At 71.3% G+C, this 12,420-nt stretch carries 11 protein-coding genes; 6 read left to right on the forward strand and 5 right to left on the reverse strand.

The window, feature by feature from the left end:
- Position 1: 1 nt before the first annotated feature.
- Entirely contained in the window at positions 2-1,435 is a 1,434-nt protein-coding gene (gene zwf / locus AB4Y83_RS11265) for a glucose-6-phosphate dehydrogenase (protein ID WP_442274194.1), read from the reverse strand.
- A 99-nt stretch (positions 1,436-1,534) separates the two neighbouring features.
- Between zwf and AB4Y83_RS11270 the strand changes: the two genes are divergently transcribed.
- Complete coding sequence (locus AB4Y83_RS11270) at positions 1,535-2,596, forward strand: YhjD/YihY/BrkB family envelope integrity protein (RefSeq protein ID WP_442296928.1); 1,062 nt, start codon at positions 1,535-1,537, stop codon at positions 2,594-2,596.
- Positions 2,597-2,623: 27 nt separating this feature from the next.
- Complete coding sequence (locus AB4Y83_RS11275; RefSeq protein ID WP_442296929.1) at positions 2,624-2,887, forward strand: GlsB/YeaQ/YmgE family stress response membrane protein; 264 nt, start codon at positions 2,624-2,626, stop codon at positions 2,885-2,887.
- Between the two features lie 24 nt (positions 2,888-2,911).
- Here the strand turns inward: AB4Y83_RS11275 and AB4Y83_RS11280 are convergent, their stop codons facing one another.
- From AB4Y83_RS11280 to AB4Y83_RS11290, 3 genes are all read right to left on the reverse strand, one after another.
- A complete protein-coding gene (locus AB4Y83_RS11280; protein WP_442296930.1) occupies positions 2,912-4,570 on the reverse strand; it encodes an ABC-F family ATP-binding cassette domain-containing protein in 1,659 nt (552 codons plus the stop codon).
- A 246-nt stretch (positions 4,571-4,816) separates the two neighbouring features.
- Positions 4,817-5,530: a response regulator gene (locus tag AB4Y83_RS11285; protein WP_442296931.1), complete on the reverse strand. Its 714-nt coding sequence runs from the start codon at positions 5,528-5,530 to the stop codon at positions 4,817-4,819.
- A 58-nt stretch (positions 5,531-5,588) separates the two neighbouring features.
- Positions 5,589-6,761, reverse strand: a complete 1,173-nt coding sequence (locus tag AB4Y83_RS11290; protein WP_442296932.1) for a sensor histidine kinase — start codon at positions 6,759-6,761, stop codon at positions 5,589-5,591.
- A gap of 186 nt (positions 6,762-6,947) precedes the next feature.
- Here AB4Y83_RS11290 and AB4Y83_RS11295 point away from each other — a divergent pair, with 186 nt between their 5' ends.
- The 3 genes from AB4Y83_RS11295 (at position 6,948) to AB4Y83_RS11305 (ending at position 9,994) form a co-directional block, all read left to right on the forward strand.
- A complete protein-coding gene (locus tag AB4Y83_RS11295; protein WP_442296933.1) occupies positions 6,948-7,847 on the forward strand; it encodes an ABC transporter ATP-binding protein in 900 nt (299 codons plus the stop codon).
- Positions 7,844-8,692, forward strand: coding sequence for an ABC transporter permease (locus AB4Y83_RS11300; RefSeq protein ID WP_442296934.1), 849 nt, complete (start codon positions 7,844-7,846; stop codon positions 8,690-8,692). Before AB4Y83_RS11295 ends, AB4Y83_RS11300 begins: the two co-directional genes overlap by 4 nt.
- A 162-nt stretch (positions 8,693-8,854) precedes the next feature.
- Positions 8,855-9,994, forward strand: coding sequence for a ScyD/ScyE family protein (locus AB4Y83_RS11305; protein WP_442274201.1), 1,140 nt, complete (start codon positions 8,855-8,857; stop codon positions 9,992-9,994).
- A gap of 102 nt (positions 9,995-10,096) precedes the next feature.
- On the opposite strand, the gene AB4Y83_RS11310 is transcribed toward AB4Y83_RS11305, so the two are convergent.
- The gene (locus AB4Y83_RS11310; RefSeq protein ID WP_442296935.1) at positions 10,097-11,683 is read right to left on the reverse strand and encodes a catalase; all 1,587 of its coding nucleotides are present in this window, start codon (positions 11,681-11,683) and stop codon (positions 10,097-10,099) included.
- 66 nt (positions 11,684-11,749) lie between these two features.
- Here AB4Y83_RS11310 and AB4Y83_RS11315 point away from each other — a divergent pair, with 66 nt between their 5' ends.
- A complete protein-coding gene (locus tag AB4Y83_RS11315; protein WP_442274203.1) occupies positions 11,750-12,283 on the forward strand; it encodes a hypothetical protein in 534 nt (177 codons plus the stop codon).
- The last annotated feature ends 137 nt before the right edge of the window (positions 12,284-12,420 follow it).

The raw sequence follows: 12,420 nt of genomic DNA on the forward strand, positions 1-12,420 counted from the left end.
CTCAGGCGCCGGTCGTGTTGGGGTCGCGCCAGCGCCGCTCGAAGGGCAGGCGCCACGTGAAGGGTGCGACGAGCTGGTGGATCTGGTTGGGGCCCCACGTGCCCGGGTCGTAGGGGCGCACGATCGGCGGGTTGTCGAGGAGCGGCTGGCTGATCTCCCAGAGGCGTTCGATGCCGTCGGCCGACGTGAAGAGGGTGCGGTCGCCGCGGGCGGCGTCGTAGATGAGCCGCTCGTAGGCCTCGAGCACCGCTCCGGCCCAGTCGGTCTCGCCCATGGAGAACTGCATCGAGAGCTTGTCGAGCTTCATCCCGGGCCCGGGACGCTTGCCGTAGAAGGAGAGCGACATGCGCGACCGGTCGGCGAGGTCGAAGGTCAGGTGGTCCGGGCCGTTGTCGCCGACGCCCGATCCGGCCGGGAACATCGAGCGCGGCGGCTCCTTGAAGGCGATCGAGATGATGCGCGCGCCCTCAGCGAGCCGCTTGCCGGTGCGCAGGTAGAAGGGCACCCCCGCCCAGCGCCAGTTGTCGACGAAGCACTTGAGCGCGACGAAGGTCTCGGTCTGGCTGTCGTGCCTGACGCCGGGGACGTCGCGATAGCCGACGTACTGCCCGCGCACGACGTCGTGCGGCTCGATCGGCGACATCGACCGGAAGACCTTGTTCTTCTCCTCGCTGATGGCGTGCGGCTCGAGCGCCGTCGGCGGCTCCATCGCGGTGAAGGCGAGCACCTGGAAGAGGTGCGTGACGACCATGTCGCGGTAGGCGCCGGTGCTCTCGTAGAAGTCCGCGCGCTGCGCGAGGCCGAGCGTCTCCGGGACGTCGATCTGGATGTGGTCGATGTGGTTGCGGTGCCAGATCGGCTCGAAGAGGCCGTTGGCGAAGCGGAAGGCGAGGATGTTCTGGGCCGCCTCCTTGCCGAGGAAGTGGTCGATGCGGAAGATCTGCTCCTCGTCGAAGACCTCGTGGAGCTCGGCGTTGAGCTTGCGGGCGCTCTCGAGGTCGGTGCCGAAGGGCTTCTCCATGATGATCCGGCTGCGTTCGACGAGACCGGCCTCGGCGAGCTGGTGCACGACGGCGAGGGCGGCCTTGGGTGGCACCGAGAGGTAGTGCAGCCGTCGTGCGTCGGGTCCGAGGATCGCCTCCGACTCGTCGACGGCGGCGCGGATCCCCTGCGGCCCGGCGCTGCCCGGCACCCAGTGGATCCGGTCGGCGAACTCGCGGAGGTCGTCGTCGCTCACGTTGTGGCTGCTGTGCTCTCGCACCGACGCGAGGACGAGGTCGAGGAACTCCTCGCGGCTCAGCTCGTCGAGCGAGGTCGCGACGATGCGCAGGCCCTCGAGGAGCTGGGACTCGTGCAGGTGCAGCATGCCCGGGAGCAGCTTGCGCCTGGCGAGGTCTCCGGTGGCGCCGAAGAGGACGACCGTGGTGGCTGGCATGGGTCCAGCGTGGCGCAGATCGGGCGCCAGCGGGAGGTGCGGTCCGGACCGGTCGGGCGAAGACCCACCACAGGGGCGCTCGCCGTGGGAACCTCAGCCATGGCACACGGCGCCGGGCACGACGCAGACCTGCCGGCCGACGGGGGCGCGGTGGAGCCCGCGTCAGGTCGTCTGGCGCGTCTGCGGTCGCGAGGCGAGGACACCGCGTCCCGGTATGCCCGGAAGTACATGGAGCTCTCGCGCCGCATTCCTGCGGCGAAGGTGCCGCTGGAGATGGCGGCCCTCTACGTCGCCCGCCAGGGCATGCTGCTCGCCAGCGCCGTCGCCTTCCGCACCTTCCTGTGGCTGCTCCCGCTCGCCCTGCTCGTGTCCGGGCTGGTGGCGGGACTCAGCCGCGCGATCCCCGGTGCGGCCGAGGACGCCGTCGCCGTCACGGGGGTGACGAGCACCCTGCGGCAACAGATCACCGTCGCCCTCGAGGAGTCCACGCGCTCCTGGTGGGTGGCCGTGCTCGTCGGTCTCTTCCTCTCGCTGTGGACGACGCGAACCCTGATGCGCAACCTCGTCATCGTCAACGCGCACGTGTGGGACGCCCGGGTGCCGCGACGCTCGCAGCGCGAGGTGCTGGGGGCGACGCTCGTCTTCGGGGCGGCCTGGCTGGGCATCTTCCTCGGTGCCGCGCTCGTCACGAGTCTCGACAACCTCCTGCCCGGCGGCATCCTGCTGTCCTTCGTCTGCCAGGCGGGGATCTCCGGTGCCGGGTGGGTGCTCATCACCCTCCACCTGCCCGACCGGCGCCGGTCCTGGCTGGACCTCGTGCCCGGCGGTCTGCTCTTCGGGGTGGGGCTCGCGACCCTCCACGTCATCAGCCGCGTCTACCTCCCGGCCCGGATCGAGCACTCGTCGGCGCTCTACGGCTCGCTGGGCGTCGCCGGTGCCGTGCTCGTCTGGCTCCTCGTCGCCGGTCAGCTCATCGTGGGCTGCGCCATCCTCAACCGGGTGTGGCTGCGCCACCAGGACCCGACGTTCGACCTGGACTTCGACGCCTCGTTGGACTTCTCGATTGAGCCGGCCATCGAGAGGGCCGCCGAACGGGCAACCGAACGGACCAGCGAACGGACCACCGAGAAGCCAGAGGATTCGGGCGACACCACGGTCTGAGGCGTCTCGTGCCTCTATGCTCGGCCCATGCTCATCATCGGCATGATCCTCTTCGGCATGCTCGTCGGCGCCGCCGCCCAGCTCATCCTGGGTCGCGAGGGCAAGAGCGTCGACTGGACGATGGCCATCGTCGCGGGCCTCGTCGGCTCGTTCGTCGGTGGTCTTCTCGCGAGCCTCATCGCGGGCGACGGCCTCGCGCTGCGACCGAGCGGCATCATCGGCTCGATCGTCGGTGCCGTCGTCGTGACGGCCGTCTGGCGCTGGAGCCGCACTCGCAGCGTCACCCGCTGACCGAGCCTCTGGCCGCAGGGCCGGTCAGAGGGTCTCGACGCGGACGCGTCCGCGCGTGACGACCCACCGGTGGGTCAGGCGTATGCCGTCGAGCAGGCTCTCGTCGTGGCTCACGACGAGCACGGTCCCTCCGAAGGACGCCACGGCGGCCTCGAGCTGCTCGATGGCGTCGACGTCGAGGTGGTTCGTCGGCTCGTCGAGCACGAGGACGTTGACCTCGCGACCCTGGAAGAGGGCCATGAGGGCGCGCGTCCGCTCACCCATCGACAGGCTCCGGGCCGGACGTGAGACGTGCTCGGACCCGAGCCCGAACTTCGCGAGGAGGGTRCGCACCTCCGCGACCGGCCACTCGCTCCCCGACCTCGGGTGGGTCCCGAGCTCGCGCCGCACGACCTCGAGCACCGAGGCGTCGTCGTCGAGCAGGTGCCGGCGCTGGTCGATGACGCCGACGGCCACACGCGTGCCCAGGCTCTGGCGGCCGGACGTGAGGGGCAGGTCACCGAGCAGGGCGCCGATCAGCGTCGTCTTGCCCGAGCCGTTGTCGCCGACGAGCGCGATGCGGTCGCCGCGGCCGACGACGAGGCTGACCGGGCCGAGGCGGAAGCCGTGCCGCTCGACGACCGCGTCGGACAAGGTGGCCACGACGTCGGCGGAGGGCCGGCCTTCGGTGATCGCGTAGCGCAGCTGCCACTCCTTGCGTGGTTGCTCCACCGCGTCGAGTCGATCGGCGGCCCGCTCGAGGCGGCCGCCCTTCGCCGCCTGACGGTCGGCCCGGGCCTTGTGCTTCTCGCGGATGTGCTTGTCGGGCTCCTTGCCGAGCGCGACGTTGCGCCGCCCCCGGTCGGCCCAGTCGTGCCGCTGCCGGGACTGCGCGAGCAGCGAGTCCCGCTCGGCGGCATACCCCTCGTACGCCTCCCACGCGTGGGCGCGGGCGAGCTCGCGCTGCGCGACGAAGCTGCTCCAGCCGCCGGTGTAGTGGCCGATGCGCTGCTGCTTGACGTCGAGCTCGACGACGCCGGTGGCGACCGCGTCGAGGAAGGTGCGGTCGTGGCTGGCGACGAGGATCGGGCCCTCGTGCGCGGCGACGAAGTCGGCCATGAGGGTGAGCCCGCGGGCGTCGAGGTCGTTCGTCGGCTCGTCGAGGAGCAGCACGTCGTACTGGCTGAGCAGCACGGCGACGAGGCAGGCCCGCGCGGCCTGCCCGCCGGACAGGGTGCCGAGGGGACGGTCGGACGCGACGTCGAGCCCCACGCGGGCGGCCACCTCGGGCAGCCGCTCGTCGAGGTCGGCGGCCCCGAGCGCGAGCCAGCGTTCGAGGGCGGCGGCGTAGCGGTCCTCGCTGCCCTCGTCGCCGGCAGCGATCGCGGCGGACGCGGCCTCGAGCTCGGTGTCGGCGGCCGTGACGCCGGTGCGTCGACGGGCATACGTCAGGAGGGTCTCCGACGGGTCGGGCACGACCTGCGGGAGCCAGCCGACCGTCGCGTCGCGCGGGGCGAGACGGATCGAGCCGGCCTCGATCGGCAGCTCGCCGACGATGGTGCGCATGAGCGTCGACTTGCCCGACCCGTTGGGGCCGACGACGGCGAGCACGTCACCGTCGGCGAGGGTCAGGTCGAGACCGGCGAAGAGGGTGCGTGCCCCGAAGGCGACGTCGAGTCCGGAGATGGTGACGGAGGAAGACATGGGGGGTCCTTGATGGTCGGCAGGGCCCCGCGGGTGACGTCAGACGGTCGTCGTCAGGTCAGCGGCGGGCGGGCTCGAGGCATCAGGAGATCCACACGGGAGAGAAGGTATGCCGCGCCCAGGGCTCGCGTCCAGCCCTTTTCCGCCGCGCTCGGGCAACCTCGACCCCGCCCAGGCGGAGTTGTGGCGGTCTGGCGGGCTTCCGGGGCGGGCGAGGTCCGCCCGGGCGGAGTTGTCGCGCCGGGCTCAGGGGAGGGCGGCGTCGTGGACGACGATGGCGATCTGGACGCGGTTGTCGGCGCCGAGCTTGTCGAGGACGCGCGACACGTGGGCCTTGACGGTCGGCACGGAGAGGTAGAGCTCGCGCGAGATGTCGGCGTTGGACAGTCCGCGGCCGATGGCGAGGGCCACCTCGCGCTCGCGGTCGGTGAGGGTCGCCAGGCGGGCCTCGGCGTCGGCCCGTCGCCGGTCGCCCGCGTCCGCCACGGCTCCTCCGCCGGTCGCGACATGGGCCATGAGGGTCGCGGTGACGCTCGGCGACAGGATCGGCTCGCCGGCGGAGACGAGGCGCACCGCCTCGACGAGCCGTCGCGGCTCGGTGTCCTTGAGCAGGAAGCCGTGCGCGCCGGCCCGCAGCGCCTGCACGACCATGTCGTCGGCGTCGAAGGTCGTCAGGACGATGACCTTGAGGTCGTCGCCGCGCGCACCGCGGACGGCACGGGCGCCTTCGGACAGCAGCGCTCTCGTCGTCTCGAGGCCGTCCCGGCGCGGCATCCGGATGTCCATGAGGACGACGTCGGGCCGGTGCTCGTCGACGACGCGTTCACCCTCGATGCCGTCACCCGCCTCCGCGACGACGTCGAGGTCGGGTGCCCCACCGAGGATCATCCTCAGCCCGGCACGCACGAGCGCGTCGTCGTCGACGATCACGACACGCGTACGCCCTGGGTCCCCGGTCATCGCGACCACGGTAGCCGGGCCGTGAGGACGAAGTCGCCCGCGCGGTCGGGACCGTAGGTCAGCTCGCCCCCGGCGAGGACGGCCCGCTCCGTGAGCCCGAGCAGCCCCAGCCCGGCTCCCACCGTGACGTCCTGCGTATGCCGTCCGCTGCCTCCCCGCCTCCGCGCGGGACTGGGTTGCGCACCGTCACCCGCACCGCCTCGTCGTCGAGGCCGCCCTCCGGGGCGGTGGCCACGGTGACCCGGACGGCCGCGCCCGGGGCGTGCTTGCGGGCGTTCGTCAGGCCCTCCTGCACGATTCGGTACGCGCCGCGCGACACCTGCTCGGGCACGCGCTCGAGGTCACCCGACCGGTCGAGCCGGACCGTCGTGCCGCCGGAGCGTGCCTCGGCGACGAGCGCCTCGAGGTCGGCGAGCGTCGGCTGCGGCGGCTGGGGCGTGCCGTCGGCGGGAGCCCCCGAGCCGGGCACGTCGCGGAGCACGCCGAGCACGGCCCGCAGCTCGGTCAGGGCCTGGTTGGCGCTCTCGCGGACCACCTCGGCCGTCTCGGAGACCTGCTCGGGCGTCAGGTCGGTGCGGTAGGCGAGGGCGCCGGAGTGCATGGCCACCAGGGAGATCCGGTGTGCGAGGACGTCGTGCATCTCGCGCGCGATCCGGGCGCGCTCGGCCACCTGCGCCTGGACGACGCGCATCGCCTGCTCGCGCTCGGCGGTCAGGGCCCGTTCGTGGAGCGAGCCGACGAAGGCGCGGCGCTCGCCGATGGCCCAGCCGATCGCGACGCTGACGGCATAGCTGAGCAGGCCGATGATGACGTTCGGCAGGGTGACGACCTGGTCCTCGGTCGGGTAGACCATCGAGTGCGACCAACCCGCCACCATCCACGGCACGAGGACGACCGCGATCTCGCGCCAGTGGCGGCGCGTCGACAGGGACACGAGCGCCACGACGGACGCACCGATCGCCACGGAGGAGATCCCGGAGAGGGCCGCCGTGACGACGGCGACAGCGAGCGGCCAGCGGCGGCGCCAGAGCAGCAGCGTCGTCGAGCCGAGCCCGATCGCGAGGTCGACGAGGAGCCAGTCCTTGCCGAACGTCGGCTCCACGTGGCGTTGGTCGAGCTGCGCCTGCACGGCGCCCCAGAGTGCGAGCCCGAAGAGGAAGGCGACCCCGAGCCGCCACGTCTCACCCCACACGTGGCCCCGTCGGGTGCGGGCGATCCGGGGCAGCGGCACCCGGCCAGCGTAGGCGCCGACCGGGCGCGACGGCATCCGACCAAGGTCTCGTCCGCGACCGCCGACAGGGTCCGACCCTGAGCACGGACCCTGACTCCGGTCAGGGTCGGGTGCGACCTAGGTAGGGGTCGGAATCAGGCTTGTGACGGATGTGCGACCACCGCTTCTCCCGGGAGGGTGGAGCCCATGATCACAGTGGAACGACTCACCAAGCGCTACGGCCCGTTCACGGCCGTCGACGACGTCTCCTTCGACGTCAAGCCGGGCCTCGTCACCGGCTTCCTCGGCCCCAACGGCGCCGGCAAGACGACCGCGATGCGCGTCATGGCCGGCTTGACGCCCGCCTCGTCAGGACGGACCACGGTGCTCGGCAAGCCGTATGCCGCCCTGCCGAACCCCGGCCGCCACGTCGGCCTCCTGCTCGACGCCTCCGCGCAGCACGCCGGCCGCACCGGCCGCGAGGTCCTGACGCTCGGCGCCATCCTCATGGGTGTCGGCAAGCACCGCGTCGACGAGATGGTCGAGCTGGTCGGCCTCACCGAGAAGGAGGCGAACCGCCGGGTGCGCAACTACTCCCTCGGCATGCGCCAGCGGCTCGGCATCGCCCACGCTCTGCTCGGTGACCCCGAGGTGCTCATCCTCGACGAGCCGGCCAACGGGCTCGACCCCGCCGGGATCCGCTGGATGCGTGACCTCCTGCGCGGTTACGCCAACGAGGGCGGCACGGTGCTGCTCAGCTCGCACCTGCTCAACGAGATCGAGCGCGTCGCCGACGAGATCATCGTCATCGGCCACGGCACGATCGTCGCCCAGGGCACCAAGGACGAGCTGCTCGCCGGGGCCGGCACCTACACCCGCTCCACCGACGACGACGCCCTCCTGGCCGCGCTCGCCGAGGCCTCGATCGTCGCCCAGCGCACCCCGACGGGCGGCCTGCAGGTCGAGGCCGAGCCGATCGCCGTCGGCCGCGTCGCCGTTGCCCACCAGATCGTCCTGACCGAGCTGCGCGGCGCCGACAGCCGGGGCCTCGAGGAGATGTTCCTCGACCTCACGGCCGACGCCGCCCGAGAGGAGGTGGCGGCATGACCGCCACGACCACGACGACGCCCACCGCGGCTCCCGTCTCCAAGAACGCCGAGTCGGCCCTGCCGACCCACGCCAAGGTGCCGAGCCGCATCGCCGGCCCGCGTCCCACGACCGGGGTGCCCTTCGGCCGTCTCGTCCACGTCGAGCTGCGCAAGATGCTCGACACCCGCGCGGGCCGCTGGCTCCTCATCGGCATCGGCGCCATCATCGCGATCGCGCTGACGATCATGTTCTTCAACGAGGGCGGCCAGCACGCCTTCGGCGAGTACCTCCAGGCCACGACGATGCCGATGGCGCTCATCCTCCCGGTCGTCGGCATCCTCGCCGTGACGTCCGAGTGGAGCCAGCGCACCGGCCTCGTCACCTTCGGTCTCGAACCGCGCCGCATGCGCATCGCGTGGGCCAAGCTCCTCTCGGCCCTCTTCGTCGGTGTCTGCGCCTTCGCCCTGTCGCTCGTGCTGGCCGCCCTGGCCCACCAGGCCGCGATCACCTTCCGCGGCATCACCGGCGACTGGTCCACGGACGCGCTCGTGCTCCTCGGCGCCGGCGGCTACGTGCTGCTCGGCATCGCCCAGGGTGTCGGTTTCGGCATGCTCTTCAAGAACACGCCCGCCGCGGTCGTCGTCTTCTTCGTCCTGCCGACCGCGTGGTCGATCCTCGGCTCGATGGTCTCGTGGCTGGGCGATGCCGCGACCTGGCTCGACATGAACCAGACGATGCAGCCGCTCTTCGAKGGATCGCTGACGGGTGCCCAGTGGGCCCACCTCGCCACCTCGGTCGCCGTCTGGGTCGTCGCGCCCCTCGCTGTCGGCATCTGGCGCCTGACCCGCGCCGAGGTGAAGTAGCCGAGGTCAAGTGGCCGGGGTCAGATAACGGCATCAACCCCCGCATGTGGTCGGTCGGATTCCCAAACGGGACATGTCCGCCCACTTGCGGGGAACCCTTGGCCGGGTCATGGCGCAGGTCCTACCGTGGCTGGGTCAGGGGATGACCGAACAGGGATGTACATGATCAAGAAATCGCTCATTCGTCGCCTTGTCGGAGTCGGTGTAGTGGCTGTGACCGCCAGCACTGCTGGGGTCACTTCCCTTGCTGCGCAAGCAAGTTCAGCACCGTCTCACCAACCGAAGGTCATCGCCTCCGGCCTCAACAGTCCTCGCCAGCTCGCCTTCAGCCCGAGTGGCTCTCTCTACGTCGCGGAGGCCGGCACCACCGGCAACACCGCCTGCCGTCCCAGCCCCCTGGACCCGGACGGGGGCGCCCAGGCCTGCGTCGGCCTGACCGGATCGGTCGCCCGCATAGGTGCTGAGGGATACGTCAAGAGGGTCGTGACCGGGCTCCCGTCCGTCGGGTCGCCGGCTGATGCGCTCGGCCCGGCCGACCTCGTCTTCACCGGGAAGGACACCTTCGCGCTCACCACGGGCCTGGGTGGCTCTCCGGAGTATCGGACCAGCTTCGGACCCCAGGGCCGTGACCTCGGCAAGTTGCTGAAGGTCGAGCTCAAGGGCTACGGCAAGGCGCGCGTGACGACGATCGCCGACCTCGCGGGCTTCGAGCAGCGCAAGAACCCCGATGGCACCGACATCGACAGCGACCCGACAGGTCTGGCGCGGGCCGGAAGGGGCTTCGTCTACACCGACTCCGGTGGCAACTCCGTGAACGCGGTCCGCAGGCACGTCTGGAACGTGGCCGTGCTCCCGCCCGTGCTGACCACCGTGGCGTCCCCTGCCGGCCCGCCGGCGGGTTTCCCCGCCGACGCGGTGCCGACGGACATCGTCAAGGGACCGGACGGGGCCTGGTACGTCTCGCAGCTCGTCGGCTTCCCGTTCGAGAAGGGGTCGGCAGCCATCTGGCGCATCAAGCCGGGCCACGCGCCCACGAAGTGGGCCACCGGCCTGACCAACGTCACGTCGCTCGCGTTCGACAAGAAGGGCCACCTGTACGCCGTGGAGATCGCGTCGAACGGGCTCGCATCCCCGCCGCCGATCGGCGCGCTGGTGCGTGTCAGGCCGCACTCGACGTCCCCGACGGTCGTCGCCGGCGGCCTCTTCATGCCGTACGGCCTCGCGCTGCGCGGTGACCACGCATACGTGACCACGCACGCGACCGACGCAGGCGGCGGACAGGTGGTGAGGATCCACCTCTGACCCCGAAGCGGACTTTCGACGGTCACCACGCGACCAGGGGTGCCGTGTGCCTGACGGGGGCACACGGCACACCCCGGCGTGTTGCTGGGGCGAATCGCCTTGTCAGTTGGCCGCGTTCGTCTTCGTCTCGACGATCGGGTCGTTGACGACCTTGGCGTCGTCGGCGTCTCCGCCCGGGTTGGCACCGCCGAGGCCGGCGCGGACGAGCTCCTCGATCTGCTTGCCCGTCTCGGCGTCGACGCTCTTCCAGTAGTCGAAGGCGCGCTCGAGCACCGGGGACTTCACGCCGCCGAGCAGGTGGCCGGCCACCGTCTCGGTGAACGTCTCTCGCTGGGCGTCGTCCCAGACCTCGCGGACGAGCAACCCCGCCTGGCTGAAGTCGTCGTCGTCCTCGCGCAGCGTGTAGGCCTGGCGCACCATGGCGCCGTCGGTCTCCCAGCCCTCCTCGACCTCACCGACCTCGTCGGCGTAGCCGCGGCCCTCGCTGTTGGGGGCGTAGACGGGCAGGTCGCCGTGGTGGTCGTAGGCCATCGGGCCGTCCTGGGTGTAGGTGTTGAGGCCCTCGACGCGCGGCCGGTTGACCGGCAGCTGGAGGTAGTTCGGGCCGATGCGGTAGCGGTGCGTGTCGCTGTAGGCGAAGACGCGGCCGAGCAGCATCTTGTCGGGCGAGAAGCCGATGCCCGGTACGACCGCCGACGGCTCGAAGGCCGCCTGCTCGATCTGCGCGAAGAAGTTGTCGGGGTTGCGGTTCAGCGTCATCGTGCCGACCGTGATGAGCGGGTAGTCGCGGTGCGGCCACACCTTCGTCAGGTCGAACGGGTTGAGGTGGTAGGTCTTCGCGTCCTCGTAGGGCATGGCCTGGATCGACAGCGTCCAGCTCGGGAAGTCGCCCGCCTCGATCGCGTCGTGGAGGTCGCGGCGGTGGTGGTCGGCGTCCTGACCGGCGATCCGCTCGGCCTCGGCGCCGGTCAGGCCCTCGACCCCCTGGTTGCTGTGGAAGTGGTACTTGACCCAGTGCTTGTCTCCGGCCTCGTTGACCCAGAGGAAGGTGTGGCTGCCGTAGCCGTTCATGTGGCGGAACGTCTTCGGGATGCCGCGGTCGCCCATGAGGTAGGTGACCTGGTGCGCCGACTCCGGGTTGAGGCTCCAGAAGTCCCACTGCATGTGGTTGTCGCGCAGCCCCGAGCCGCCGCGGCGCTTCTGGCTGCGGATGAAGTGCGGGAACTTCATCGTGTCGCGGATGAAGAAGACCGGGGTGTTGTTGCCGACGAGGTCGTAGTTGCCCTCGGTCGTGTAGAACTTCAGCGCGAAGCCGCGCGGGTCGCGCCACGTGTCCGGGCTGCCCTGCTCGCCGGCGACCGTCGAGAAGCGCGCGAGCATCTCGGTGCTGGCGCCCTTCTGGAAGAGCGCGGCCTTGGTGTAGGCCGACACGTCCTCGGTCGTCTCGAAGGTGCCGAACGCGCCGGAGCCCTTGGCGTGGACGTTGCGCTCCGGGATGCGCTCGCGGTTGAAGTGCGCCATCTGGTTGAGGAAGTGGTGGTCGTGCAGCAGGATCGGGCCGTCCGGGCCGACCGTGAGCGAGTTGCGGTCACTCGGCGCCGGTGCTCCGGTCTCGGTGTGCGACCCGAGTCGCGCCTCCTCGCTCGGGGCCGTCTCGATGGACTCGCGGGACTTCGTGCTCTCACTCATGTCTGCTCCTTCGACGTCTGTACAGGGGCCATACCCAGTCGGCCCGGCCGGTCCTAGAGTCGGGTCATGAGGCTGCGCCGTGTCGTCGAGGCCGTGCCGGTGGTGGCCGCGGTGGCCACGGCCCTGCTGGCTGCCGGGTGCACGACCGACGGAGGCGTGCGCGTGTCGCCCACGGTTGGCGTGTCCGCGGGGACCGCGACGCCCGAGGTCTCCCTGACGCCCATCGACCCCGGGCCACCCCCCGCCGTTACGGTGCCTCCGCCGGTGGCCGGTGAGGTGGCGCGGGTGGTCGTGACCAAGCAGGGCTCGGGCAAGGCGTTCCGCAACGTCCCCGGCGTGCCGGTCGCCGAGGGGCACACCTACACGGTCGAGGTCGCCTGCGCCGCCGGTCGGGCCACGGAGGGCTCGAGCTACGCCGTCTACGACGCCGCGCCCGGCACGTGGGGCCACGGCGAGCCGCTCTACTCGCGCCCGTTTGCGTGCGACGGCGCCGTGCAGCGGACCGTGCACCTCGGGCTGCCGTCCGGGCGGGTCCAGATCGACGTCCGCGGCCTCCCGGCCGACGCCGTGACGGCATACGCCCTCATCCGCCCCGAGTAGTCGAGTGAGCGCCCCGCCCCACTCGAGTGAGCGGCGGTTTCAGGGCGTGTGCGCAACGTTGAGTAGTTCGTTGAGTTTATGGGCGGGGGTGTGGAAGCCGAGGGTGGCTCGGGGGCGGGTGTTGAGCAGTTGTTCGA

Origin of the sequence: Terrabacter sp. RAF57 (assembly GCF_052113925.1) — a bacterium.
Lineage (GTDB): Bacteria > Actinomycetota > Actinomycetes > Actinomycetales > Dermatophilaceae > Terrabacter.

Excerpts from the sequence above, each read along its gene's own strand:
- zwf (WP_442274194.1), bottom strand. The coding sequence starts at position 1,435 with ATGCCAGCCACCACGGTCGTCCTCTTCGGCGCCACCGGAGACCTCGCC.
- AB4Y83_RS11270 (WP_442296928.1), top strand. The coding sequence starts at position 1,535 with ATGGCACACGGCGCCGGGCACGACGCAGACCTGCCGGCCGACGGGGGC.
- AB4Y83_RS11275 (WP_442296929.1), top strand. The coding sequence starts at position 2,624 with ATGCTCATCATCGGCATGATCCTCTTCGGCATGCTCGTCGGCGCCGCC.
- AB4Y83_RS11285 (WP_442296931.1), bottom strand. The coding sequence starts at position 5,530 with ATGACCGGGGACCCAGGGCGTACGCGTGTCGTGATCGTCGACGACGAC.
- AB4Y83_RS11295 (WP_442296933.1), top strand. The coding sequence starts at position 6,948 with ATGATCACAGTGGAACGACTCACCAAGCGCTACGGCCCGTTCACGGCC.
- AB4Y83_RS11305 (WP_442274201.1), top strand. The coding sequence starts at position 8,855 with ATGATCAAGAAATCGCTCATTCGTCGCCTTGTCGGAGTCGGTGTAGTG.
- AB4Y83_RS11310 (WP_442296935.1), bottom strand. The coding sequence starts at position 11,683 with ATGAGTGAGAGCACGAAGTCCCGCGAGTCCATCGAGACGGCCCCGAGC.
- AB4Y83_RS11315 (WP_442274203.1), top strand. The coding sequence starts at position 11,750 with ATGAGGCTGCGCCGTGTCGTCGAGGCCGTGCCGGTGGTGGCCGCGGTG.